Below are 25090 nucleotides of genomic sequence, written 5' to 3'. Positions count from 1 at the left end.
AAAGACCAAAGTTAAAAACCAAAAACTTGTACTCTTATCTTCTTGTTCTGATTCTGCTCCTTAAAGACATCAATAAATTCCCCCGCCACACAAGCTTTTGACGGAAACTGGTGCTGCTAGCCAATTCACTTGAATTATTGCCGTGTCTCCGATACAAAGTCAGCGACTCCGGTAACAGACGCAACTTGTTTCCCGCCAATAAGCCAATCCACATGTCATGCATCGGAATTTTATCAGGGAAGGGTAAGATTTTTTCTTTTAACCGACTGCGAAAGGCCATCCCCGCACCGATATACCCATTGCGCCAGACGTTACGCCAAAAACCAGTCTTGACCTTTTTTAATTGAAAGTAAGAAGCATGTTGTACTTTCAGCTGCTCATCTGTAACAGACAGATCTGAAACCACCACATCGACAGCCGGATTTTCAGCAAAAACCGCCTTGATCTTGGCAACTTTTTCCGGCAACCAAACATCATCTTGGTCCGCCAAAAAGACCAGTTCTCCCCTCGTATGCCGAATGCCATACTCGAAATTTTTAATCAGTCCTTTTCCCGGACCTTTTAACACTTGAATGCGGGGGTCTTTGGCAGCATAGGAAGCCAATATCGCCACCGTTTCATCTGTTGAACCGTCATCAGAGACGATGAGCTCATCTGTTTCTTCCAGTTGAACTAAAATCGAATCCAGCTGTTCACGCAAATAGGCGGCGCCATTATACGTCGCCATGCAAACAGATATCAATTGCGCTCCCTCCTCATCTTCCAATACTCTTGCCAAGTCATTTTCCAAATCTGCCGATCCTTGACTTGAATAAACTGCTTGATTGTCCGCAAAAGAAGCTGTCGATGATGCCGTCTCCTGTTTGCTCTGTCATATTTGGCATAAAACAGACTTTCTCCGGCAAGAATCGACTGATAACGTGTCTCTGTGATATTTTGATAATTCAATACAGAAAGCGCATGAGCCATTTTTTCCTGTGAGACTTGAACACCTTTTTTTTCCTCAGATAGGCGGAAGAAAAACCAATGATCCAAAAAATCTAGTGGAAACGCCTCATTGAATCCGCCAATGCCTCGCAAATATTCCAATGAAATCCCACAGCCGGAATTTACGGCCATCACTGGTTCTCGATGCTCACCAGGGGTTGCTGGAAGTGTTTTTCGCCCGATATATCCAGAAGCCAACAGCGGCGACAGTTGCCGTTTATCAGCAAAAAGTCTTGGGACAATCACCGGCACCGACTCATCAAAGGGCCACAAGCGTACTTCCGCCAGATAGGCCGCTGTCAACTGCGTATCCTGATCCAACAGCAACAAGCGATCATGTTTGGAACCTGCCAATTCGATTGCTTTATTATAGGCGACAGCCAAGCCAGCATTTTTCTTGTCGTGAATATAATGCACACCTCTTGTAGCAAAGAAAGGATCTGTTTGTGGGAGTGGGCTGTTGTCGTAGAGTAACAAACTGCCCTGTCCTTTTTGGCAAAAGTCTTCTAAAACAGGTAAAAGTGGTGACTCCCGCCACCGTTGCCGGTACAGAACCACCACTATAAACAGCCGATTCATCATTTAGAAAAACCTCCATCCCCATTTTCCAAAAAATTTACCCATGGATGACATGAAGATTCGGAACAGCCGAAAACTCTTGTGGGCCCCTTTCCCGTACAAATGAGTCACGTTGGCTTCCGGAGTATATAAAATTTTGTCCCCGTTCTTGCCAAAACGCAGGCACAAATCATTGTCTTCAAAATACATGAAGAAGCGTTCATCAAATCCGCCAATCTCTTTAAACTTCTCAAGTTCCACCAACATAAAACAGCCAGAACCCATTTTGATATAACTGTCTTGGTCGTCTGGCAAACTACGACATTCAAAATCTGCCAAGCGTTTATTGAAGAGTCGATTCAAAAAGCCAATGGAAACAAAGCGCAGAAAATAATCGAAAACAGCCAAACGATGCCGCACCAGGTATTGGGTGCTGCCATCCCCATTCAAGACTTTGGGACAAACTGCGGCAAGGTCCTGTGCTTTGATTTTATCCACCATCAGTGAAACATCTTTTTCAGCCACCAAAATATCTGGGTTGCAAATAATCCCATAGCGATTTTCAGCGGTCAGCAAGACCCGGTTGTGACCATAACCAAATCCCCGATTTTCGCCAGACTCAATCAGTCTGACAAAAGGATAAGTTGCCAGTTTTTTCCGATAGTCGGCTTCAGAGCCATTGTCATAAATTACCACTTCGTATGCGCCACTAGGGATCAGTTCTTCTTGCAGCTTATCCAAAGTTAAGAAAATATCTTTGCTGTTATATGTCACTATACTAATAATAATTTTATCCATCACTACAGTCCTAAACATCTGAATTGGCGACTGCCGTCAGATCATTGTATTTTTTTGTTTGGCAGAAGCTGCCGCAAAACCCAAGAAACTGAACATGACCGGCACCCATTGAACGACCATCAGACTATCTTCCATGAAACAGTAGCCCAACACCAGGAAGAAGGCGATTAGACAGCTGATTTGACAGTCGGTAAGTGCTACTGCTTTGTTCTTCAACTTTAAAATATAATAACTCAGTCCGGAATTCAAGAAGAGATACCCAAGGATTCCGAAATTACACAGCAAGTATAAATAACTATTATGGGTGCTCAGCAAATGACGCCCATAAAGAAACGGCTTCTGTCCTGCCAAAATCGCCTGAGGTTCTTGTAACCACTGATTGAAAAAAGCCCGCCAAATATCTTCACGTCCAGTAAAGACATTGATTGTCTCAGAATCGGCAATCCAATACGTAATAATCGGTGCCAAAATAAAAATCAGTGAAAATCCCCAGAGCCAAAAACGTCGCTTACTCAGCATCTTTTTAGGCAACAATGTGTCTAAAATCATAAATGCCAACAAAATTAGAAATGAAGTGCGTGATTGGCAGCCCCAAGTCCCCAACAGCCCCAAAAGATATAGGATGCCAGTAAAGATGACGCTGTGTTTTATACCTAGTGATTTGATCATTATGGCGGAAGTTATCGTACAGAACAAAAGAACTGCACCGATAACATTGACATTGATCCAGATTTCTTTCAAAGAATTATCTAACGTGAAGAAGTTATGCAATAATTCTGCATTGTATAAGTGTTTAAAGAGTCGAAACAGATTCAGCCCCATAATGCTGACAGAAATAAACAACAACAACTCTTGATCAAGCTTATCAAAGGGTGTCATTTTACAAGCCATTACAAACAGCACTATCACACTTGGAATAATTGACATGTCCAAGGTCTCCGCATGCCGATATCCAGCCGTATAGAGATTCAATAGGACGTTCGCTGCTGCCAATGCCAATAAGGCCCAGTCGCCTCTTTGAAGCTTTCGGACGTTTAACAAAACCACCACCAGCATCAGACCACCCAACCAATAGGCCGAATCGCTGAAAACAGGTTGGACCAATTTGTGATTGATTCCTAATAACCAGAAACTGTAAGAGACTCCAATAGTAAACAAAATCAATAATGAGCTGATCCGATGAATGACTTTTTCCATAACCCTTCTTCACTCCTGCAATACGCGTCTTTTCAATACAACCTAGTATACAATAAAACTCTGCCCCTGTCCGGCAAGTTTGAGAAAACATTATTTTTTGCTGTGACTCTGCTGCCCTCCGCTTCAAAAATCCGCTTTCCTTTTAACTTTTCACAACCTTTTTATGTTATCTGTCCCCTTTGAAAGATGACACCCGTGCCAAGTGCCCCTTTCAGAAAATCCCCAGAAGACCGCTTCTCCGCCAATTCGCCAATTATCCGGGACTCATTAAATAAAAAAACAGCAATGAGACTGAAACCCTCATTGCTGTTCAAAGTTTATGATTTTATTAAGGATAGATCCGGTTTAACAGACGTGGGAAGGGAATAGCTTCTCGGACGTGTTCAATACCTGCAAGCCAAGTTACTGTCCGCTCCAACCCAAGGCCAAAACCTGCATGCGGCACAGAGCCGTATTTCCGCAGATCCAAATACCAAGAGTATTCATTTTCGTCTAAGCCGTGCTTTTGAATTTCTTCCAATAAGTATTCGTAATCTGTCGCCCGTTCACTGCCACCGATGATTTCCCCATAGCCTTCAGGGGCAATCATATCGGCGCAGATCACAACGTCGTCTCTAGTTGGATGAGGCTTCATGTAAAACGGTTTGATTGCTTTTGGATAATTCAAAATGAATACCGGCTGGTCAAAGGAATTGGCAATAAACGTTTCATGAGGAGAGCCGAAGTCGTCCCCCCACTCAATATCATCAAAACCATTTTTCTTCAATAGTTCTACAGCATCATCATATGAAATACGTGGATAAGGCAGCTTGGTGTATTTTTCCAAAACTTCTCGGTCACGACCAAGGACGTGTAATGCGTAGTCACAGTTATCCAGTACGCTTTGAACCAGATACGCAACATACTGTTCTTGCACTTCCAAACTTTCTTCTTGATGTGTAAATGCCATTTCTGGTTCAATCATCCAAAATTCAATCAGATGACGACGAGTCTTGGATTTTTCAGCACGGAAAGTCGGTCCGAATGAAAAGACTTTTCCAAAAGCCATTGCGGCAGCTTCCATGTACAGCTGACCAGATTGTGACAAATAGGCTTTTTGATCGAAGTAGTTGGTCTCGAACAAATCAGTTGTTCCCTCTGGTGCTGACCCTGTCAAAATCGGCGGATCAATTTTAATGAAGCCATGGTTGTTGAAAAATTCATAGGTGGCACGGATTAACTCGTTTCGAATCTGCATGATTGCATGTTGTTTCGAAGAACGCAACCACAAATGACGATGATCCATCAAAAAGTCCGTTCCGTGTTCTTTCGGTGTGATAGGGTAATCATGACTTTCTCCCACCACTTCAATGCCATTGATTCCAATCTCATAGCCGAATTTGGAACGACTATCTTCCCGAATCTCACCGGTAATCAAAACCGCTGTTTCTTGATTCAGGTTTTTAGCCAATTGGAACACTTCTTCTGGAACTTCGCTTTTTACAACGATTCCTTGAAAATACGCCGTACCATCCCGCAGCTGTAAAAAAGCGATTTTGCCGCTTGAACGCTTGTTGGCAACCCAGGCACCGAGCTGAACGGTTTGTCCTACGTGGTTTTTTGCATCAATAATTTGAATTTGTTCCACAGTTGTCTCTCCTGTCTTTTTGTTATCAAAACTGATTTTAATCTTTTATAAGGGATTTTTCAACAACCAACCGTTTATTTATCAGCTTTCAAAAGAATCGTCTCCCGTTATTTGTATTTTAAGCATCTTAAATAGGTGGCTGTTAATCAAAAAAAGCTGTCTAACTGTTGGTGATTTCAAATCCGTAACCAACATGAATCATCTCATGCAGGTCACTTGGATCAGATGCCAACAGTCAGACAGCTTATACGTCCACTTGGTTTTCAAAAAAGTTGCTTAGAAGCTTAACGAATCCGTTTTTCTTCAACAAATGCATTGATTCGTTTGACTGCTTCTTCTAAAGTTTGCCAGTCGGCTGCATAGCTGATACGCAGATTCTCCGGTGCACCAAACCCTGCCCCGGTAACCGTCGCAACGTGAGCTTCTTCTAACAAGTCATTGACAAAAGTAGTAACCTTGCTATAGCCACACAGTTCCATGGTTCCCTTAACATTAGGGAAGAGATAAAAGGCGCCTTGTGGTTTGGTGAGTTTCACTCCGGGAATCGCCGCAACCAAGGGATACAACTTGTTCAGTCGTTCTTCAAAAGCCAAGCGCATGTCTTCCACAGAATCCTGCTCGCCTGTCAGAGCTTCCAAAGCTGCATACTGACTGGCTGCGGTGGGATTGCTTGTGGATTGAGAGGTGATCTTCGCCATTGCCGCGATGATTTCCTTGTTCCCAATGGCAAAGCCAATGCGCCAGCCGGTCATGGAATAAGTTTTGGAAACACCGTTAATTACCAATGTATTTTTGCGGATTTCTTTACTTATGGACGCGATTGGCGTGAAATGATTGCCGTTGTAGACCAGCCGTCCGTAAATATCGTCTGCAATAATCAAAATACCATTTGCTACCGCCCATTCTCCAATAGCCCGCAATTCATCTTTTGTGTAAATCATTCCTGTCGGATTAGATGGTGAGTTCAACAGCATGGCTACTGTTTTATTCGTTCTGGCAGCTTCCAACTGCGCAACAGTCACTTTGAAATCATTTTCCATCGCAGCCTCTACAAAAACTGGAATTCCTTCTGCCAGTTTGATCTGCTCAGCATAGCTCACCCAATACGGAACTGGAATGATGACTTCATCTCCGGCATCCAAAATTGTTTGAAATAACGCATAAAGCGCAAATTTTGCACCATCAGTTACGATGGTTTCTTCAATCTGATAGTCGATTCCATAATATTTTTTCATATAATCAACGACTGCCCGGCGCAACTCAGGAATACCAGCGGCTTGTGTATAGTAGCTGGCTTCGCCACTACGAATCGAAGTAATCGCAGCATCCTGGATGTTCACCGGTGTTGGAAAATCCGGTTCTCCAACAGTCAAACTCAACACATCGTAGCCTTCAGACTTTAGTTGCTTGGCTTTGGCTGCTGCTGCCAAAGTGACAGATGGTTCCAATTTCTGTGCCCGTTGCGATAACTTCATATACATACCCGCTTCCTTTTATTTGTCCAAAACTGATTACATACTCGTAATCAAATATTGCTGATTTTTTTGATTTCTTTACCCTCTTCATAAGACAGCAATAAAAAGTTTACTGCGCCATCTCCAGATTCACTCGTAACCTCCCAGACAGGTTTTTCGTCAAACATTCCCAGGCTGGCCTTCATCACCTGTTCATCAGGATATGCTTGTGCCGCTTTTTGTAGTGCCTGCAGCTCGGTAATGCCATCTTTTTGATTCAAAACTTTGATTTTATCGCCGTCTTTCGGCATGATAACCGCAATTTTTGAACCATTTTTATCTTTTCCTAAGAGACTGAAATAGGTTTTCTCACGAGTGAACCAGTAAAATTCGTCCACTGTGTCCAGATCAGCATATTTTTTAGCCATCGTCGTTGCTTCGTCTTTTGCCTGTGCCAAAGGTCGGCTGCTACGGTAAAACAGCGAAACAAATCCAATGATTACAAATACCAACACCAGTGTTACTACCAACAGAATCCATTCTAAACGATGTCCTTTTTTGCTGCTTGTTTCCATAATGTCACTCCTGACTTTGCAAACCAGCTGGTAGAAGACGAACATTCCATACTGAGTATGACGTCTTCAAACGCTTTTATATGGTTTTTTCATTATAACAGATTTTTTTGCATATTTAATCATCTTTTGCTGCGGTTCGCGAATTTTTTAAAAATTCTTCCAATTCGAGTTTAGTCTCTTCGGTAGAAAGTTCTTGTAGCGGGACCTTTTGAGGGAATGCTTTTGCCAACTTGCGTCCGTATTTTGTCGTCACTAGCCGTCGATCCAAGATCACCATTACCCCTCGATCGTCATTCCCTCGTACCAAGCGTCCATAAGCTTGTCGCAGTCTCAAAGCTGCTTGGGGAATCGCTTCTTCAAAAAACGGATCAATCCCCTGAGACTGCAAATACCGATTGCGGGCTGCCGTCAACGGCCGTTTCGGATTCGCAAATGGCAGCCGCGTGACAATCAGAACTTCCAGCCGCTCTCCTGGAAGATCGACACCCTCCCAAAAGCTGTCCGCTCCCAATAGGACGCTGTCTTTGGACAGGCTGAAACGCCGCAACAGTTTCTCCCGACTACCGCCTACACCTTGCGCTAAAATTTCCCGGCCTTCAGCCAGAAATTTCATATGAAGCCGCTCATAAACTCGCTGCAAACTGTCATGGGAGGTAAACAGCACCAGTACTGGTTTTTGCACCGACCGCAGGATTTCTTCCACTGCTTTTGCCAGATAGTCGCCGTATTCTTGAGAGGTCAGCTGCTTAACTGAAATTCCTTTATCCGGCAGAATGACCCGCGTCTGTTTTGGATAATCAAAAGGTGCTTGAATAATCTTTACCGGTGCCTCCGCAATTCCCAAACGTTCCGGAAAATAATGGCGATTGCCGCCAATTTTTAAAGTACCGCCGATATACAGGATGCGCTCATAACGCTCATACCACTTGGTCCGAGGCAAGAGTGGTGCGGAAAAGTCCGTCAGTTGAAAATCGCCAGTGATTTGATTACTGTTGAGTTTTAGCCAATGAACCAGCTCTCCTGACCACTCCTCAAACCACCGAGTCATGATTTGCCCTTGAAAGGTGACCTCTTGCAACAGCTCGAACAATTCTCTCACCATTTTTTTCTCAGAGACCACCAAAGCGCTGTTGACAGCATTTATTTGTTGTCGTAGTTTTTCGGCCACCTGTTCTGCTTCTTGATAGTATAGAAGCAACTTTTTTTGAGACTTTTGTGCTGCTAATGGTAACTGTTGGAGATCATCAAAGCTCACCACCAATTCCGAGCGTGTCTCTTCAGCTTTTAGCTGATAAAGATGAGTGATGACTACTTCTTGCATCTCAACAATTGCTTCCAGCTCCTGCTGATAAAGCCTCACTGTCGCTAGAATTTCTGGCTGCTGGGCAAACAAATTTTCAAGTTGAGAAAACAGTCCGTTTTCCCCATTCAGTCCGCTGACTTGCCGTCGAAAAGCAAAAGTCGCCACTTGCTGCCGCTCGGCTTTTTCACAGTTATCCGGCAGATGATGGGCTTCATCAATTAGTAAAAAACGACTTTTCGGTAATTGAAACTCCTCCCGCAAAGATTCTCTGGCTAAAAACGCATGGTTAACGATCAAAAGATTGCTCTGGGTCATACGCTTGTGTAAAAAGCGCAGAAAGTCATGGGCATAAAACGGACTCTCGTGATCCAAAAAAGCTGTGCCACGATGGCCAGTTTCGCTAAAAAAAGGATGATCGAGTCGAATCAGATTCAGTTCATCCAAATCACCGGTCTCGGTTTTAGTCAGCCAAACTAAAACCGCCATTTGGTACAGTAAATACTGCTTTTGAGCTGACGGTTGCTGCAAGGTAACGGCAAATCGAGCCAAGTCGAGATAGTGGCGTTGTCCTTTAATAACGGTAGCGACAAAGGGCTGTGGCAATACTTTGTTTACCAATGGCAAATCCTTTTGAACTAACTGGTCCTGTAGTAAAAGTGAAGCTGTGCTCACAATCAGAGGACTCTCTGGCGTTGCCAAAAAACCGGTTGGAAACAAGTACCCGATGGTTTTCCCCATCCCTGTTGCTGCTTCAATGAATAGATTTTTAGGATCAGGTGTTTCATCTGATAAGGCTTCTTCACCACTGAAATGGCGATATACCAGATTCATTAGTCGGGCTTGTTCTTTGTGAAAAATCAATTGTCCGTCAAAAAGCTGCTCTTTGCCTTTTTTCTTATTCGGATACTTGCTTTCATATAGCTGCTCTTCAAACAACGGTACCTGCTTATTTTTTAGCGCAATTCCTGACACAACTACCAAATCTTCTGGTAGCGGTCGGGTTTGTCTCCGCATTTCTGCGACATTTTTTTGAATGAACTGCCCGGTCTGCATACCCGTCTGACCAGACAGTTGTGCAATTTTTTCCATCGTAACTAGCGGCAGCCCGCGCATCACTTGTTGGATATACAGCAACAATGCTCCGGTCACCTCGGCATCACTGTCTGCCTGATGAGGATTGTCATGGCTGAGACCTAGACTATCAGCCAGATCTTTCAAACGAAAACTCGTCGCTGTTGGCAGGAAAATTTGGGCCAGCTCCACGGTATCAATTCCTGGAATCGTCATTTCCGGTACACCGCAACGAGCAAACTCATGATTTAAAAACTGATAATCAAAATAAATATTATGCGCCACAAAAACAGTATCCGCCAATAAATTAGCAATCGTAAACGCAATGTCTTCAAAATATGGTGCCTTTTGCACGCGGGCATTCGTAATCTTCGTCAAATTTTGGATCTGCTTTGAAATTTTCTTTCCTGGATTGACATCGGTCGCAAAACGATTGATAATCCGGCCGTCTTTAATTAAAACACAGCCAAACTGAATGATTCGGTCCTTTTTCGGGTCGGTTCCGGTCGTCTCGATATCCACCACCGCATAAATGTCTTCGCTTGGCATATTTGTCATCCTCTCTACTGCATCGAGAAAAATTATACTACACCCATCTAGCATGGAGCAACCGCGGTCCCTACTTATCCTTAATCACCACTGAAAATCATCAAAAAGGACTGCACTTTATAAACTATCAAAAAATAGTTGCCTAATCGTTGCGTCAGAGTCCGTAGAGGGAACATTTCCATCCGGAGAAAGTCTGTATTTGAAATTTTTTTTAACAATGAAAAGAAGCCACTTCGATTCTTTAACAGAAGTGGCTTCTTTTTATTGTGGCTCACATTTGGTCGTGTTTCTTTTAAAGAAGTGTGACCAGCTGCTTATCACAAACCTTTTTGGAAACTGCTTGCCTTAATCCAATCCGATTTCATCACGAACGATCTTAGCAATTTTTTCTACATAATAGTTAACTTTTTCATCCGTTGGGGCTTCTGCCATCACTCGCAGGAGCGGTTCTGTCCCAGAAGGTCGCACGAGGATCCGACCCTCGCCATTCATTTCCGCTTCGGCTTCATCAATGACTGCTTTAATAGCCGGAACTTCCATGGCGCCGTCCTTATTAGATACGCGGATATTAACCAATTTTTGTGGATAAATCGTCACTTCTTCTGCCAACTCAGACAACTTCTTACCCGTCTGTTTCATGATATTCAACAACTGAATACCAGAAAGCATACCGTCACCTGTCGTGTTGAAATCTAAAAAGATCATGTGGCCGGACTGCTCGCCACCAAAATTATAGTCGTTTTTACGCATCTCTTCTACCACATAGCGGTCACCGACTTGTGTAATCACATCTTTTAAACCGATGCTTTCCACTGCTTTGTGAAAGCCCAAATTACTCATAACCGTCGTAACGATGGTATCTTGTTTCAAACGTTTTTTAGACGCCAGGTATTTGGCACAGATGTACATGATTTTATCACCGTCAACGATATTTCCCAATTCATCAACTGCAATAACACGATCACCGTCACCATCAAATGCCAACCCAACGTCGGCGCCTTTCTCCAAAACAAATTCAGCCAGTTTTTCTGGATGGGTGGAGCCGACACCGGCATTGATGTTTAACCCATTCGGATTTGTTCCGATGGTATAAAATTCTGTCTCCAAATCAGCGAACAAACGATTAACAGAAGTCGCCGTTGCACCATTTGCCGCGTCCAAACAAACTTTAAGTCCTGAAAGATCACCAGGAATCGTTTGTTCCAAAAATTGGGAGTACTTCAGCAAGCCTTCAGGAAATTCTTCCACTGAACCTAGACCTTCTGCCGACGGACGTGGCAGCAGATCTTCTTTAGCATCCAAGAGAGCCTCGATTTCCAACTCTTGATCATCCACCAGCTTGAAGCCGTCGCCGCCAAAGAATTTGATGCCGTTGTCTTGAGCAGGATTATGAGAAGCTGAAATCATAACACCGGCGCTGGCTTTTTGCACGCGGGTCAAGTAAGCAACCCCAGGTGTAGAGATCACACCCAATTGAAAGACTTCGATTCCAACTGAAAGCAGTCCCGCAATCAAGGCATTTTCCAACATCTGTCCGGAAATCCGTGTATCTCGTCCAACTAGTACGCGGGGACGTTGATCTCCGCTTTCATGTTGACTTAAGACATATCCGCCGCAACGGCCAAGTTTAAATGCTAATTCCGGCGTCAATTCAACATTTGCTTCGCCTCTGACACCATCAGTTCCAAAATATTTTCCCATATTGATACTCCTCGCTCTTTTAAAATAAAGATTTGCGTTTTATTTTTCAAAAAAAGTGTTACAACACAGATAAGCACCTGTAATCGTACTTATTATCCGTCTGCTCTTTTGCATAGTTGCTTATCGCTTTGTATCATTCTGAAGATTTGACACGAAAAAAGCAAGAGGTTTTGTCGATTTCACTTTTTCTCGCCTTTTTCTCGTGAATAGCCTTTTTTCATTTCTGGTTTACCGCATGGCTACCTGGGCATCTGTAGCTGTCTCACTAAGTGTTGTTGAATCCACAGCGGTTTCATTTTTTTCCTTAGACTCCGTCGGCTTTTCTTCATTGGAGGTCTCCGTCGTTTTTTCAGCATCAGAAGAACTCGTGTCATCGCTAGTTGAACTGCTTTCGTCACTGGTTGGCTTTTCTTCAGAGGTACCTGCTTCGGAAGTAGAGGACTGTTGAGTATTTCCCGTGTTCTGTTGCGAACTGCTGTTTTGAGTCGTTGTGGTATTCATTTGTGGTGTAATCGTCACTGTCACTTCCGTTGGCTCGACTGCTAGGCCATCCGGAACCGGAATATGCACTTTGCGTGTTGTTTTCTGACTAATCCCCGAAATGTCTACAGGAACCGAGAGCGTCTCCATTTCATCCAAGGCACTTTGTTTTCCGCTAATGATGGCCGAGTTACTAGCCAGTTCTATCCGATAGCCTGCAACCCCGGATGCCGGTGTTCCTGTCTGCTCTGTATAAAGTCCAACTTGTTTTTGTGGAGCAGTCAAGGTCACTTTGACAGTAACTTCCGCTGGATCAATTTCGGCACTCAAAACGTTGCCTTCTTGGTCCAAGGCCTGCACCCTAGCCTTTTCTTCGGTATTGTGATCGGTGATTTTGGCGGGATCTACCGTTGCAACTAAACGATGAATCTCTGAGAGCGTTTGACTTCCTGTTGTAACGGTAACCTCTTCAGGATCGACTGCTACTTTATCAATAGCAAAGCCTTCTGATAAATTTGTTGTAGAGACACCTGGCTCGACTTTCATTTTAGCTGAGGCACGGCTCTCGATGGTGACTGTAATCGTCGTGGGTTCAATGGTTCCTTCGACAGCAGAACTCATATTTTGCAATTGCAGTTTGACTTCATGGTTTCCTTCTCCCAACCCGGTCAAATCGGCAATTACGCGAAACCCGCGAGTATCCGCATTGGCTTCGGTATTCAGCTGAATTCGGTTGACACTTTTCAACTTCACTGAAACAGTAGGATTAAATCCGTGGATATAATATTTGGTATTGTCGTAAACAGGCTCGATACGGACATTGCTGACGGTCTCCTCGTAAGCTTCTGGTGTAACACCACCAGTCAGCGGTGAGCCCAATCCTCTTCCGTTAGCATTAAAAAACAAAATCAAGGCAAAGACCAATGCAATCAAACCGTATAAAAGATTGCTACGAATTTTCGGTTGGATCATTTTTTACCTCCTTTTGTCACACCATCAATGAAGGACTGGAGGATACTACGTTTATTATCAGTTTTTTCTTCATCCATCAACTCACGATGGAGCGTCTCCAAAAACTCTTCTTGAGACAAGCCTGGACGCAACTCATTATTCAAAGTCACACTAACATCCCCGGTCTCTTCCGAAACCACGACAGTCAAGGCATCGCTAACTTCACTGACTCCAACAGCTGCCCGATGCCGTGTCCCAAACTCTTTTGGAATCAGCATGCTTTCTGACAGCGGCAGATATGCACAGGCTACTGCGATTTTATCTTGACGCACGATTACAGCTCCATCATGGAGTGGCGTATTAGGGATAAAGATATTGATAAACAGCTCACCGGAAATATCTGCATCTAGCGGGATTCCCGTCTCAATATACTCTTCCAAGCCGGTATTGCGCTCGATAGTGATCAAAGCACCAATTCGTCGTTTCGACATATATTGCACAGCTTTGTCCAAAGCTTTAATGAGTTTTTCTTCTTCCCGTTGTTCCTGCTTAGTGGTTCTAAACAGCGTGCTTCTTCCCAAATGTTCCAATCCCCGCCGAATCTCCGGCTGAAAAATAACAATCGCCGCGATGACCCCATAGGTGATAACTTGATCCATCAACCAAGACAAGGTATGCAACCCGATCAGCTCCGCACCAAAACGAATTGCAATAAAGATTGCCACCCCTTTGAATAGCTGGATTGCCTTTGTACCTCGCACCAATTGAATCAGCTTATAGATAATGTACCAAACTACCAGAATATCCAGGACATTGATCAAAAAGCCGACAGAAAATACATCGGTGGTAAACAGTTGTTTCCAATAATTGAAATCTAAGAATTCCGTTAGATTAAAAGACATAGGCAGACGCCCTTTCCGCTCTTTATTCCTTAAACAGTATACCATAACCTTGAAATTTTGACGGTATTTTCATTGAAAAAGCCTTAAGGTAACTGGATTTGTATTTTTTCGCTTAAACAATTTTCTTTCCAAGAAGCAAAAATTTGATTACACTGACTTATAGAAGATTACTAAAGAAAAGAGGCTGGCTTTTATGGATATCACACGTATTGACCCACAACAAACGACACCCCGCCACGGCATTAAAATTGGTGATCCCCATGCTCGCCACACGCTGCTGGAATTCATCAATCTACGCTGTCCGTATTGCCGCAAATGGCACCAATTGTCTGAGGAAATACTGAAGCAAGCCGTTGCAGACGGTCGCGTGTACCGGGTCATCAAACTCTATGACAAAGACAAAGAGAGTCTGCAGCGCGGCAATGTCATGCATCGTTTTGTTCCAAAGAATGACCCAGTTGCCGCATTGGCCGCCATTGACGCGATTTTTGCCACACAAAAAGAATGGGGCGATCTTTCTTTGGAGGAAACAGCCGAATTCGCCCATACTCAACTGGGCTTACAAGAAGCTGCAGATCCCGCAACTACAGCGGCAATCAAAGCAGAAGCGACTGCAGCCAATATCCAATTCGTTCCCACTGTGATTTTAGATGAACATATTTTTGATGAAAGCATCTCTCCTGAGGCCCTGACAGATTTTCTTGTTTGACCCTTCAGAAATAGAAAAGACCAGCGTCATCTCGACTGTAAATTCGGAATGGCACTGGTTTTTTTGTATCCTTAAATCAGATTATTTCTAAGCTGATCGGCAAATTCATTAATTTTTCGAATCCGATGATTGATGCCCGATTTGGAGATAGCACCGGAGGGAATCATTTCTCCCAGTTCTTTCAAACTGATTTCTGGATGCTCCAAACGCAGCTCGGCAATTTCCTGTAGTTTTTCAGGAAGGGCCTGCAAGCCAACGTGATTTTCGATAAAGTGTATGTTGTCAATTTGTTTGGAAGCCGCATCAATGGTTTTGTTCATATTGGCCGTCTCACAGTTTACTAGACGATTTACCGAATTGCGCATATCCCTCACGATTCGAACATCTTCAAACTTCAACATGGAATTGGTCGCCCCGATTAGTGTTAAAAAATCAGCAATCTTTTCAGCGCCTTTCAAATAGGCAATATAGCCATTTCGTCGTTCCAGCGTGCGGGCATTCAAATCGTAATAATTCAACATATCGCAAATATCCTGATTGTGCTCTTCATAAATGGAGTAAATCTCCAGATGATAACGACTGGTTTCAGGATTGTTCACGGAACCAGAAGCCATAAATGCCCCTCGGAGATAAGAACGCATCTTTTGCGCATTGCCCATGATTTCATTAGATACGTGACTATGAAACATCATGCCGTCCATAATGTCCAATTCCGTCAAGACACGCTCTGTCTCTTGTTTTAGTCGAACAATATAGACATTGTTCTTTTTCAATTTCATTTTTCGACGAACCAACAGCTCACTACGCACATCAAAATGATCCTTCAACAAAGTATAGATGCGACGGGCAATCGCTGCATTTTCGGTCTGAACATTCAAGACAAATTGATGATTGGTCAGACTCAAAGACCCGTTCATTCGAATCAGCGCCGCTAATTCAGCTTTGGCGTGTTCTCGATGGACTTCCAACGTCGTCAATTCTTTTTTCACATCGGCAGCAAATGACATCTCTTCCCCTCCTTCCTCTTAGCTGTGGCAACTGTTTTAATTTTTCGCACCATACAAAATCGTCAGCAGCTCCTCGACTACTTTGTCCCCATCATGGAAAACACCACCGTCTCGCAGCTTCAAAAAGTCCGTTGAAACAACGCGACAATTTTGCGCCCGCAAGCCCTTGAAATCGTGTTTGACTTGTACTAGATATTCATCATAAATCTCAAAATCCATATATCCTTCAGGCACTTTTTCCGTATTTACCAAAACCGTATCGATAAATTGGTCCTGAAGATGTTCATGCAACACTTCCACGTGGTTGGCATCAGTAAAGTGTTCCGTCTCGCCTTTTTGCGTCATAATGTTGCAGATATAGACTGTCTCCGCACTGCTTTTGCGCACGGCTTCACCGATTTCAGAAATCATCAAGTTAGGCAAAATGCTCGTAAAGAGACTGCCTGGGCCCAAGACGATCATATCGGCCTCCATAATTGATGTCACAACTTTTCGCGCAGCCTTTGCTTCATGCTCGCCATCCTGGTTGCGAACAAATACCCGCTCAATGGTTTTGCGATCTCGAGCAATCTTAGACTCTCCTACGGCTTCTGTACCGTCTTTGAACACTGCATGGAGCACCAATGGTTTTTCGCTGCTGGGATAGACATGACCGTCAACATGCATCATCTTCGTCAAAAGTTGTACAGCATCGTAGGTACTGCCTCGCATTTCAGCAATTGCTGCAATAATCAGATTGCCCAAGGCGTGATTTGCTAAAAACTTGTCCTCTTTCTTAAAACGATATTGGAAAATGTCTGAGTACAGTTTTGGCATATCGGACATAGCAACTAAAACATTGCGAAGATCTCCCGGTGGTGCCATTGCGATGGACTCTCTAATTTCACCGCTGGAACCGCCATCATCAGCCACAGTTACCACAGCCGTAATTTCCACACTTTCGCTGCGCAGACTGTTCAAAATGACCGGCAAGCCGGTACCCCCGCCAATCACCACCACTTTTGGCTTTCTGATCCGATAGGTTTTCATTTTCATGAGCGATTCACCGTCTCTTTACGTTTGTCTTTGTCACGATGGGTGATGTTCACCTTGTAGTCTTGCGCCAGAGCATGACCGACCCGCTCAGTCAATGCCACTGAGCGATGCTGCCCACCTGTACAGCCGATAGCTACAGTCAAACTGCTCTTGCCTTCTTTCACATAGCCGGGCATGATTGTCTGCAACAAACCTAAAAAGCGCTGGTAAAATTCCTCTGTCTCCGGAAAAGACATAACATAGTCGTACACCGGCTGATCCATTCCAGTCAAAGGCCGCAAATCTTGGATATAGTGGGGATTAGGCAAAAAGCGAACGTCCATCACGATATCCGCATCAATAGGCAATCCGTATTTAAAGCCAAAGGAAACCATTTCAATGCGAAAGCCTTGTGTCTCAGAAGTCTTAAACTCGGCAATGATTTTTTCCCGCAGTTGCCTTGGGGTTAGCATAGTTGTATCAATCACCATGGTGGCTTTTGTTTTCAAGTCCCCTAAAATCGCCCGTTCTTTGCGAATTCCTTCAGTAACTAGGCCGTCCATTGCCATCGGATGCGTCCTGCGGGTTTCTTTATAGCGAGATACCAGTTCCTCATCTGAAGCATCCAAAAACAACACTTGTGTATCGATAAAATTGGTATTCTCAATATCAATCAGCATATTTTGGATTTCCTCAAAAAATGAACGAGAACGCAGATCTACTACCAATGCGATCTTGGTGATTTTCCCCGACTCTTTGATCAGCTCCCAAAACTTGGGAATCAGAGAGGGTGGCATATTGTCGATACAAAAGAAACCCATATCTTCAAAACTTTGGATGGCTACCGTTTTACCGGCACCACTCATTCCTGTAATGATTACTAATTTTAAATTTTCCTGCATCAGATTTTGCTCCTTTCCTGATGAACCGCAGATGGACAAACGCACTTCGACAATCGTTGCCTATTGGGATAGTCAACAACAATCAAAGCGTCCATTTTCTTTTTGGTTGGTATAGCTTATTTTCAACTCTTTGAACATTATATCATTCCGGGCGTGTCCTTACTATCTTTTTACTGAAAACTTACAAAAGCCGCAATTTCCAACTAATACGATCAATATAGTAAACTGGCGTCCAAAAAAGAGGACCGTCTGTAAAAAAATGGCTTTCTACTTCAAAGCCACCTGGAAAACAGAGTATCTGAATCCTCTCAGAAGAGTCGTCTGCCTCTTTCAATCTACAACTGCGTAAAGACCAGAGACACCCCTACGTCAAGCTAATCTTAAAAGAACTGCTCGAGTATTATGTACCAGAGTTAAACCCGAATTTTGAGCATAAAAAAATGCCCAACGGAAAATCCGCTGGACATTTTGACTTTAAATGGATTAGCCTTTAACAACGTTTGTTGCTTGAGGGCCACGTTGGCCGTCTTCAACGTCGAAAGAAACTGCTTGGCCTTCTTCCAAAGTTTTGAAGCCGTCGCCTTGGATTGCTGAGAAGTGAACGAATACGTCGTTGCCGTCTTCTGCAGTGATGAAACCAAAACCTTTATCAGCGTTGAACCATTTTACAGTACCTGTTTGCATGTTAAATATCCTCCTGTGTGGGGTTTGCCCACAATTTGTTTTGCAATTTCATGTGTCGGGTGTTAATGGGAATGATGTTTAACAATGGAAACAAACTACCATAAAAGCCCTTAACTAAAACTACAAGATGTATTGTATCACACAATCGCAACAATACCTAATTTTTTCGGAAAAAGGTAAAAAAAAGACGTCCGCACCGCTTGAAAGAGCGGCAGGACGCCAATCCAATTATTAAATTTTAATAACGTAAGATAGCAACAAGACTCTTTTCATCCGGCGCATCTTTTTGATCCAGGACAAATACTTCTCCACCATTTGCTATCACATAGTCAGCCATCGTGTTTAGAACTTGACGGCGATCGTATTCAGTATCTGGATCTTCTCCGAAACCGTCCACTAGATTTGAAGTGGCAATGAACAGATGAGAAATCCGCCCCTCTTTTGCTGCTGGGACGATATCCACCAACTGATCCATGAATTTTTTATCCATCAATTTCTGATAGCCGGCGATTTCTTTTGCAGACAGTTGCTTGGAAATCTCGCTGATCTGAGCAGCAATTTCTTTTTCATTCAAGGTTGCCGGAGATGCACTAATACTCGCATCGGTACTGAAATAGGACGTTTTGGCATACTTTTTAAACATTGTTTGATTTTCTGGAAGTGCAAACAGATACAGCGGGTATTTCTCTGGATTGTCAAATTTATCCCGCAGGAAGGTATCCACTGCTTGATAGTAATTTTTCCAGTCAATGGCTACTTCTTCATCCTTTGCGCTGACACCGTGATAAGCTACGCCTTCTTTGGAACCAGCCTGACTGCCTTGCGAACTATAGTTCAGATTCCCGCCAGTAAGCTCTTCTCCCAAGGCAGTAGGTACATCAATTGGCGCGCCCTCTGGCAGTTCGACTGTCGTCAGTTGCTGATTGTCAACAAAATATAATTTGATAGAGTCACGATTCAACCCCAACAAGTAGTAGGTGTAGTTAAATTGGGCATTTTTGATTACCGCTAAAAGATAAGGCGTATCACCTACATAATACTGATCATCAATAGGAATATTCAAACGGTGGATCAAGGTTTGCTCTTCAGTCAAAAATACGGCCACGCTGATTTTACCACTGCGCCAAAACGACTGATCCGCCAACAATTCGTCGATTTTCTCCTGATATGTGCTCCAATTTGCGTCGGGATATTTCTTTTCAAAGCGCTTTTTGGCTTCCTTGGCAAAATTTTTGAATTTAATCTGATCTTTTTCAACATCCTGATGGGCCACATGGGTGTTGAGCATGATGGAAACAAAGGGGCCCTTCGCTCCAGTTCCAGTCAGTTCCGCCAATAATTCCTTGCCTGCTTTTGTCATAAATGATTCCCTCCTATGGTTGATGCCGAAATCCAAAAAAACTAAGTCGATTTCGCTCATTTCCGAATTTAAATACAGCTGCTATGCTGTAATTAAAGTGTAACACGCTTACATTTTTCGATAAAGCAAAACGATTAGAGCGGCTCTGGCATTTTTCTCATGTTACCGATGAAAATCAAAAAGATGCTGAAAACTTATTTTTTTAATATTTGTTCGCTTTACAAAAGCAAACGTATGTTCGTATAATAATAGACGAGAGCTCCCCTCATTCAACCTTTGTAAAAATAGAAAGAAGGTGCCACCAAATGGATCGTGGCTTCGACTACCGAACTGAGCCGCTACGAGATATCTTGTTCATCGATGTCAAATCCTTTTATGCCAGCGTGGAATGTGCACTCCGCGGCTGGGATCCGCTGACAAAAATGCTGGTGGTCATGAGCACAGCCGACAATACCGGTAATGGCTTGATCCTTGCCTCTTCTCCAATGGCAAAAGCAAAGCTGGGAATCACCAATGTCACTCGAGCAGACAATCTACCAGACCACCCTGATCTGGTGAAAGTTCCTCCGCGGATGAATTTATACATCAAAGAAAATGTCAAATTCAACAATATTTTTCGTGAGTATGTTGCAGATGAAGACTTATTGATTTATTCCATCGATGAATCAATTTTAGACGTTACCGCTTCGATGAAACTTTTCTTTCCAGATCCAACGCTTAGCCGCAGCCAAAAGCGCAGGCTCTTTGCCCAACAAATTCAAGCAGAAGTTAAAAATAAGCTGGGACTAGTTCTAACCGTCGGTATTGGTGATAACCCACTTTTGGCTAAACTGGCATTGGACAACGCAGCCAAACACAACCAGGATTTTGTCGCTGAATGGCGGTATGAGAATATTCCTGAAACAGTTTGGCAAATTTCAAACATGCGGGATTTTTGGGGAATTGGCCGGCGAATGCAGCAAAATTTTTACAAATTGGGAATTGATAGCATCTACCAATTGGCCCACACCGACCCTGAACTGCTGCGGCAGCGGTTCGGCGTTTTGGGACAGCAGTATTATTACCATGCAAACGGTATCGATCGAACCCTTTTATCTGAACAAGGACCGCTGATAAAAGAAAAGTCTTACGGCAACAGCCAAGTCTTACCTAAAAATTATGTAAAACAACAGGAGATCGAAATCGTCGTCAAAGAAATGGCCGAACAAGTTGCCGCTAGAATTCGACGACACGGCTGTCTGACACAGTGCATTCATCTGTTCATCGGTACTGCTCAAGGAGAAAGCAAAAGCGGCTTTTCTCATCAGATGAAGATTCCAGCCACCGATAATACTAAGCAGTTGGCCAGCTATTGCCTACAGCTGTTTCGCAAGTATTATCGTGGGCAAGTCGTTCGTCATGTGGGTATCACGTATTCAAAGCTGTTGTTTACCAATAGCCGGCAACTAAGCTTGTTCGAATCTCCTGAAAAAGCTGAAGCAGAACAGCGCTTAGATCAAATCATCGATCAGATTAGAGAAAAGTACGGCTTTACAGCAATCGTACATGCAACTAGTAAATTAGAAGGCGCCCGCAGTATCCCCCGCAGTCATTTGGTGGGCGGTCATGCTGGCGGCGCAGGAGGATTGGATGGCTTATGACAAATGAACTTCACCCTTATCAAGACCGGAAAAAATTGAAATGGAACGGCTTTTACCTATCTGAACATACCAGCCAGTTAGCCGCTGAAAAAAAGGAACGCCGCTATACTTGGCCGGCAAAACCAACCATGACCACCGAAGAGATTGGTCAGCTATTGACAGAAGCCCGTATAAAAGACCAGTCTGTCGCACTGCAAAAAGAAGAAATGGATGCTGAGGGTCACTATCCTCCCGATGTAATAGGCAAAATACAAGGCTATGATGAATTGGGTATCTATATTGCCGGTGAGAAAATCCACTACGACGAAATCCGCAGTGTTGCACTTCATAAGACTAAAAAATGGAGCGCTCTGGATTAGTTTTCAGCATTTCATTACCAAAACCACTCTATATTGAAAATTCACATTTTAAATTGATACACTCGAAAACGGCCGATAAATTCTATTTCAATAAACCGAACGGGCCCCCACTGAAACAAGCTACAACGATTAACAGCTTTTCTGCTTGCAGCGGTCTGAAAATCTTATTAAGAGGACTGTGAGCTAGATAAGTAAAAAGGCTGCGATAGCTCATTTCAAAGCAGCATAGAGAGAAAAACTCCAAACACCAACTTTCCTTGACAAAACAAAAAATAGACAGCATTTGAGAGGTTTAACAGCAAAAAAAACAAGCACCTTCCAATGTTTCTTAAGGAAGTTGCTTGTTTTTTTGCAGCTCATGTGTTCATTTGGCAGGGTTCGCTTTGAAGAATTGTGACCTGATGATTGTCACAGGACCTCTTGGCTAGAATAGCGATGTACCTCATCGATTAATGGACTGCGCACAACGATACAATGTGTGGCGCATTCCGCGAATCGCAATGGACATTTCAAAGATATTTTCAGCTGGTGCTAAACCGCCGTAACCGGCATCACCGATATGTTGGATATCGACTCCACAAGTTTTACAAGTCAAGGCGATTTGACGAAGGGTCTCTGGCCGAGCACTTTCTTGACTAGTTCCGATGGCTGTCATTGTCAAAAGATTCCGTGCTTTGGCAAACTTCACGGCTTCGATTAGATCTTGTTCCAAAAAGCCCTGAATGGTTCCCACTGCCGGCAACAGTAAGATGTCAGCCCCAGCTTCTGCATAAGCCGCGATTGCTTCTTTTGTTACTACCGGTTCATCTGAGCCGGCACTGTGCATCTTACCCGCGATAATCATCCCAGAAAAGTTTTCCTTGGCGATTTTTACTGCACCGGCAATGGCTTCATTAGTTACACCGGTACCAGGATTTCCAGTAAAGCAGATAAAATCCACACCGAGTTCTTCGGCACGCTGAATCGTTTCTGCAGAGCTGGTACGCCCTTTGGAGATCACTACTTGTTCACTCATCAAGTCAAGATCATCTGGGATTGGTTCCAGATTGATCCCGATTGGTCGTCCAGTCAGCTCCTTCAGCACAGGGATTGGATTGGCAATCTCAGCTGTTGGATCCAATACCGCTTCAAAAGATAAGCCCGGTACCCCCATGACTACCGGATGAAAGCAGTCAAAACCATTCAGCAGAATTAAATCCGCTCCAAAAGCTTTTGCCACTTCTGCGTTTGTCAGATCACCGACTTGTGGCAGTGTACCAACAACATTTTCCACACAAATCGTGCGTCCTTCGCTGGCTTTGATGGACTGCTTCAATTCTGCCCCATTCATTTGTGCGACTTCACTTGGTGTCGCACTGATTAATCGTTTTACCATTTTCTTTCCTCCAATCGTCGTTGACTACTTGAATCCTTGCGTCAACAACGTTAAAATAAACAATGTCGTAAAAATAATAGGTTCCCTTAGTTAAATGGATATAACAAATCCCTCCTAAGGATTAGTTGCTGGTTCGATTCCGGCAGGGAACGTTCTAAAACATATTCGCGCTAGCTGACTGTTGATTCGCAGTCTTCTTTACAGGAACGGCAATTTGCCGTTCCTATTTTTTATTCAAAGAATCACTGTTTTACAGAGTTTCACGGGACCTTTTAAAGAACAAGCTTGTTACTGATTCCACAAGCGTACTTTTAGATTTAACCGCTTTCAAGTGCTACACTTATTGAAACAAGGTTACAAAACTATCTGATAATTATGAGGGGGACTTAATTATGAAACAACGAAAAGAAGAGGTTTTGGCACGACGCATGAATCAATACAAAAAAACTCGGGAACAAGTTGTAAAATCCGCTTTAAAAGATCAAGGCGAACTTTCCCGCGAGACGACACGTCCGTCGAAACCTATCCGTTTTAAATTTGTCCGCAGTGATGTCAAAAACTAACCACTACTTTTATGCCGCTATCCACTATACTCGTGGATAGCGGCCTTTTTAATTACTATTAGCAGCAGCTATCCAAAATCAGAAGTAATCTTCTAAGATTGGTTTTTGATTAGGCAGGATTGTTTTTAAAACTTTTAAAAGACTTTCATCAGTTTCGATTAGTCCATGAAACAAAAGGGTCTCTGGTGAGAGGTATCCCATAAACAACTGAGTAAACCGTTGAATTGACAGCTTAACAAGGGGCAGTTCGGTCTCTTCTACCTGCACAGTGTCTACTCCACAATCGCCTTTTCTCAGCTCAAAAATACCATTGTTCCAAGCAGCATAAGAGTCACCCGTCACCATTAGTGCGATACTTTCGGGAAGCTCTTGAACCTTTTTAGTGTCTTTTAAAAAACGCTTAACGTCAACTACCCGTGCCATCATTTCTGGTCGCACAGTAAATCCGCTCATTGGTGTTTGAGTGAGAAACTGCAGGTTCTGTCCATCAAAACCTACGTCATAAAAAATGTTGGCCACTGAACCATTATGAGAAGCAACAAAGCGATTCAATCCTCGAAAGGCTTCTCCAGTCAGCCAAGTCCATTCTGCAATAGTCAATTTTCCCGGCTCCAAAAGGTAGACCAAGTAACCTTGAGGGATATCTTTTGCATCATAATACACCGCATAGGTATAGTTTTTGCGTAATGGGAACTTGAAGGACAACCACCACTCTTCTCGCTCAACACCGCCTTGATGGTGCCGTTTCGCGGCAGTAAAAAGCTCCTGAATCACCGGCTTGGCTTCTGTCCAGGACAGCCGTTCAACCCGTCCTGAGACTTTTGGCGAGTCAGGCCACTGAGAAGCCGGCACATCATAGACTGCCCGTTCAAACGTCAACTCATATCCATAGCGTCTGTAAAATGGGTAGGAGAAAGGAGCCAAGTAAGACAGATTAACGCCTCTTTCCCGGGAAGTCGCCAGCAATTCTGTCATGATGCGATCAATTCGACCTTGACTGCGGTATTCAGGGTAGCTGGCAACAAAACCGATACCTGCCATCAAATGGTGGTCACCAAAGAGATCAATTTTAAAAGGAGTCGCCATCACTTGGCTGGCTAGGCGTCCCTTTTCATCAAAGGAACCGAAATTCCATGAATTTTCCGCCAGCATTGAAAAGCGTTTGCGATTGTTCTCTGACAATTCCCACTGAAAAGCATACGAGACCAGTGATAGCATGTCCTCAACGTGCTCGCTGGTCATTTCTTTGACATCAGTCAATGTTTCTATTCCTCCTTGTTTCTATCATTGAACACAAAAGTCGACCGCAACACCTACTGCCCGA

General features: G+C 43.5%; 22 protein-coding genes and 1 tRNA gene. 5 read left to right on the top strand and 18 right to left on the bottom strand.

From position 1 onward, the window contains the following. Positions 1 to 34: 34 nt before the first annotated feature. The 11 genes from BAU14_RS08020 to cdaA all read right to left on the bottom strand — a co-directional run bounded on the left by BAU14_RS08020 (position 35) and on the right by cdaA (position 14153). Positions 35 to 742, bottom strand: coding sequence for a glycosyltransferase family 2 protein (locus BAU14_RS08020; protein ID WP_161899567.1), 708 nt, complete (start codon positions 740 to 742; stop codon positions 35 to 37). Continuing rightward, positions 739 to 1569: a glycosyltransferase gene (locus tag BAU14_RS08015; RefSeq protein WP_161899566.1), complete on the bottom strand. Its 831-nt coding sequence runs from the start codon at positions 1567 to 1569 to the stop codon at positions 739 to 741. The genes BAU14_RS08020 and BAU14_RS08015 overlap by 4 nt, the downstream gene beginning before the upstream one ends. Then, positions 1570 to 2343, bottom strand: coding sequence for a glycosyltransferase family 2 protein (locus BAU14_RS08010; protein WP_161899565.1), 774 nt, complete (start codon positions 2341 to 2343; stop codon positions 1570 to 1572). A gap of 36 nt (positions 2344 to 2379) precedes the next feature. Beyond that, entirely contained in the window at positions 2380 to 3540 is a 1161-nt protein-coding gene (locus BAU14_RS08005) for an EpaQ family protein (RefSeq protein WP_161899564.1), read from the bottom strand. Between the two features lie 328 nt (positions 3541 to 3868). Then, positions 3869 to 5167 carry an asparagine--tRNA ligase gene (gene asnS / locus BAU14_RS08000; protein ID WP_161899563.1) on the bottom strand — a complete coding sequence of 433 codons (1299 nt, stop codon included), beginning with the start codon at positions 5165 to 5167 and terminating at the stop codon, positions 3869 to 3871. A gap of 284 nt (positions 5168 to 5451) precedes the next feature. Continuing rightward, entirely contained in the window at positions 5452 to 6642 is a 1191-nt protein-coding gene (locus BAU14_RS07995) for a pyridoxal phosphate-dependent aminotransferase (RefSeq protein WP_161899879.1), read from the bottom strand. A gap of 50 nt (positions 6643 to 6692) precedes the next feature. Beyond that, complete coding sequence (locus BAU14_RS07990) at positions 6693 to 7196, bottom strand: DUF5590 domain-containing protein (RefSeq protein WP_161899562.1); 504 nt, start codon at positions 7194 to 7196, stop codon at positions 6693 to 6695. A gap of 115 nt (positions 7197 to 7311) precedes the next feature. Next, positions 7312 to 10128, bottom strand: coding sequence for a helicase C-terminal domain-containing protein (locus BAU14_RS07985; protein ID WP_420022082.1), 2817 nt, complete (start codon positions 10126 to 10128; stop codon positions 7312 to 7314). A 336-nt stretch (positions 10129 to 10464) separates the two neighbouring features. Next, positions 10465 to 11820: a phosphoglucosamine mutase gene (glmM, locus tag BAU14_RS07980; protein ID WP_161899561.1), complete on the bottom strand. Its 1356-nt coding sequence runs from the start codon at positions 11818 to 11820 to the stop codon at positions 10465 to 10467. 228 nt (positions 11821 to 12048) lie between these two features. Next, positions 12049 to 13272, bottom strand: coding sequence for a YbbR-like domain-containing protein (locus BAU14_RS07975; RefSeq protein WP_161899560.1), 1224 nt, complete (start codon positions 13270 to 13272; stop codon positions 12049 to 12051). Beyond that, positions 13269 to 14153, bottom strand: coding sequence for a diadenylate cyclase CdaA (cdaA, locus tag BAU14_RS07970; protein WP_161899559.1), 885 nt, complete (start codon positions 14151 to 14153; stop codon positions 13269 to 13271). Before cdaA ends, BAU14_RS07975 begins: the two co-directional genes overlap by 4 nt. Before the next feature lie 193 nt (positions 14154 to 14346). On the opposite strand from cdaA, the gene BAU14_RS07965 reads away from it, so the two are divergent. Next, a complete protein-coding gene (locus BAU14_RS07965) occupies positions 14347 to 14862 on the top strand; it encodes a thioredoxin domain-containing protein (RefSeq protein WP_161899558.1) in 516 nt (171 codons plus the stop codon). A gap of 71 nt (positions 14863 to 14933) precedes the next feature. Here the strand turns inward: BAU14_RS07965 and whiA are convergent, their stop codons facing one another. The 5 genes from whiA to BAU14_RS07940 all read right to left on the bottom strand — a co-directional run bounded on the left by whiA (position 14934) and on the right by BAU14_RS07940 (position 19829). Next, positions 14934 to 15869 (bottom strand): DNA-binding protein WhiA, encoded by a 936-nt coding sequence (whiA, locus tag BAU14_RS07960; protein WP_161899557.1) that lies wholly within the window; start codon positions 15867 to 15869, stop codon positions 14934 to 14936. A gap of 36 nt (positions 15870 to 15905) precedes the next feature. Then, complete coding sequence (locus BAU14_RS07955) at positions 15906 to 16904, bottom strand: gluconeogenesis factor YvcK family protein (RefSeq protein WP_161899556.1); 999 nt, start codon at positions 16902 to 16904, stop codon at positions 15906 to 15908. After that, positions 16901 to 17785, bottom strand: a complete 885-nt coding sequence (gene rapZ / locus BAU14_RS07950; RefSeq protein WP_161899555.1) for an RNase adapter RapZ — start codon at positions 17783 to 17785, stop codon at positions 16901 to 16903. Before rapZ ends, BAU14_RS07955 begins: the two co-directional genes overlap by 4 nt. A gap of 483 nt (positions 17786 to 18268) precedes the next feature. Continuing rightward, positions 18269 to 18469 carry a cold-shock protein gene (locus tag BAU14_RS07945; RefSeq protein WP_161899554.1) on the bottom strand — a complete coding sequence of 67 codons (201 nt, stop codon included), beginning with the start codon at positions 18467 to 18469 and terminating at the stop codon, positions 18269 to 18271. 238 nt (positions 18470 to 18707) lie between these two features. After that, on the bottom strand, positions 18708 to 19829 hold the full coding sequence (locus BAU14_RS07940) for a hypothetical protein (RefSeq protein ID WP_161899553.1): 1122 nt from the start codon (positions 19827 to 19829) through the stop codon (positions 18708 to 18710). Positions 19830 to 20134: 305 nt separating this feature from the next. Between BAU14_RS07940 and BAU14_RS07935 the strand changes: the two genes are divergently transcribed. Both BAU14_RS07935 and BAU14_RS07930 read left to right on the top strand, forming a co-directional pair. After that, the gene (locus tag BAU14_RS07935; protein WP_161899552.1) at positions 20135 to 21469 is read left to right on the top strand and encodes a Y-family DNA polymerase; all 1335 of its coding nucleotides are present in this window, start codon (positions 20135 to 20137) and stop codon (positions 21467 to 21469) included. Then, the gene (locus tag BAU14_RS07930) at positions 21466 to 21828 is read left to right on the top strand and encodes a hypothetical protein (RefSeq protein ID WP_161899551.1); all 363 of its coding nucleotides are present in this window, start codon (positions 21466 to 21468) and stop codon (positions 21826 to 21828) included. The genes BAU14_RS07935 and BAU14_RS07930 overlap by 4 nt, the downstream gene beginning before the upstream one ends. Before the next feature lie 442 nt (positions 21829 to 22270). Here the strand turns inward: BAU14_RS07930 and BAU14_RS07925 are convergent, their stop codons facing one another. Then, positions 22271 to 23203: a haloacid dehalogenase-like hydrolase gene (locus BAU14_RS07925; RefSeq protein WP_161899550.1), complete on the bottom strand. Its 933-nt coding sequence runs from the start codon at positions 23201 to 23203 to the stop codon at positions 22271 to 22273. A gap of 80 nt (positions 23204 to 23283) precedes the next feature. Here BAU14_RS07925 and BAU14_RS07920 point away from each other — a divergent pair. Both BAU14_RS07920 and BAU14_RS07915 read left to right on the top strand, forming a co-directional pair. Then, positions 23284 to 23355 (top strand) — tRNA-Arg (locus tag BAU14_RS07920). A gap of 240 nt (positions 23356 to 23595) precedes the next feature. Further along, positions 23596 to 23766 (top strand): hypothetical protein, encoded by a 171-nt coding sequence (locus BAU14_RS07915; protein WP_161899549.1) that lies wholly within the window; start codon positions 23596 to 23598, stop codon positions 23764 to 23766. A gap of 78 nt (positions 23767 to 23844) precedes the next feature. On the opposite strand, the gene BAU14_RS07910 is transcribed toward BAU14_RS07915, so the two are convergent. Next, complete coding sequence (locus tag BAU14_RS07910; RefSeq protein WP_161899548.1) at positions 23845 to 25026, bottom strand: GNAT family N-acetyltransferase; 1182 nt, start codon at positions 25024 to 25026, stop codon at positions 23845 to 23847. Positions 25027 to 25090 lie beyond the last annotated feature (64 nt).

The organism is Candidatus Enterococcus leclercqii (assembly GCF_009933135.1).
GTDB classification, from domain to species: domain Bacteria; phylum Bacillota; class Bacilli; order Lactobacillales; family Enterococcaceae; genus Enterococcus_C; species Enterococcus_C leclercqii.
Note: the sequence above shows the minus strand (reverse complement) of the source record. Positions and strands in the feature narration are given on the sequence as shown.

Coding starts and splice junctions, on each gene's coding strand:
- BAU14_RS07990 (WP_161899562.1), bottom strand. CDS start 7,196: ATGGAAACAAGCAGCAAAAAAGGACATCGTTTAGAATGGATTCTGTTG.
- BAU14_RS08010 (WP_161899565.1), bottom strand. CDS start 2,343: ATGGATAAAATTATTATTAGTATAGTGACATATAACAGCAAAGATATT.
- cdaA (WP_161899559.1), bottom strand. CDS start 14,153: ATGTCTTTTAATCTAACGGAATTCTTAGATTTCAATTATTGGAAACAA.
- BAU14_RS07930 (WP_161899551.1), top strand. CDS start 21,466: ATGACAAATGAACTTCACCCTTATCAAGACCGGAAAAAATTGAAATGG.
- BAU14_RS07915 (WP_161899549.1), top strand. CDS start 23,596: ATGAAACAACGAAAAGAAGAGGTTTTGGCACGACGCATGAATCAATAC.
- BAU14_RS07925 (WP_161899550.1), bottom strand. CDS start 23,203: ATGGTAAAACGATTAATCAGTGCGACACCAAGTGAAGTCGCACAAATG.
- rapZ (WP_161899555.1), bottom strand. CDS start 17,785: ATGCAGGAAAATTTAAAATTAGTAATCATTACAGGAATGAGTGGTGCC.
- BAU14_RS08015 (WP_161899566.1), bottom strand. CDS start 1,569: ATGATGAATCGGCTGTTTATAGTGGTGGTTCTGTACCGGCAACGGTGG.
- BAU14_RS07965 (WP_161899558.1), top strand. CDS start 14,347: ATGGATATCACACGTATTGACCCACAACAAACGACACCCCGCCACGGC.
- BAU14_RS07945 (WP_161899554.1), bottom strand. CDS start 18,469: ATGCAAACAGGTACTGTAAAATGGTTCAACGCTGATAAAGGTTTTGGT.
- whiA (WP_161899557.1), bottom strand. CDS start 15,869: ATGTCATTTGCTGCCGATGTGAAAAAAGAATTGACGACGTTGGAAGTC.
- BAU14_RS07940 (WP_161899553.1), bottom strand. CDS start 19,829: ATGACAAAAGCAGGCAAGGAATTATTGGCGGAACTGACTGGAACTGGA.
- BAU14_RS08005 (WP_161899564.1), bottom strand. CDS start 3,540: ATGGAAAAAGTCATTCATCGGATCAGCTCATTATTGATTTTGTTTACT.
- BAU14_RS07935 (WP_161899552.1), top strand. CDS start 20,135: ATGGATCGTGGCTTCGACTACCGAACTGAGCCGCTACGAGATATCTTG.
- BAU14_RS07985 (WP_420022082.1), bottom strand. CDS start 10,128: ATGACAAATATGCCAAGCGAAGACATTTATGCGGTGGTGGATATCGAG.
- BAU14_RS07975 (WP_161899560.1), bottom strand. CDS start 13,272: ATGATCCAACCGAAAATTCGTAGCAATCTTTTATACGGTTTGATTGCA.
- glmM (WP_161899561.1), bottom strand. CDS start 11,820: ATGGGAAAATATTTTGGAACTGATGGTGTCAGAGGCGAAGCAAATGTT.
- BAU14_RS07995 (WP_161899879.1), bottom strand. CDS start 6,642: ATGAAGTTATCGCAACGGGCACAGAAATTGGAACCATCTGTCACTTTG.
- BAU14_RS07955 (WP_161899556.1), bottom strand. CDS start 16,904: ATGAAAATGAAAACCTATCGGATCAGAAAGCCAAAAGTGGTGGTGATT.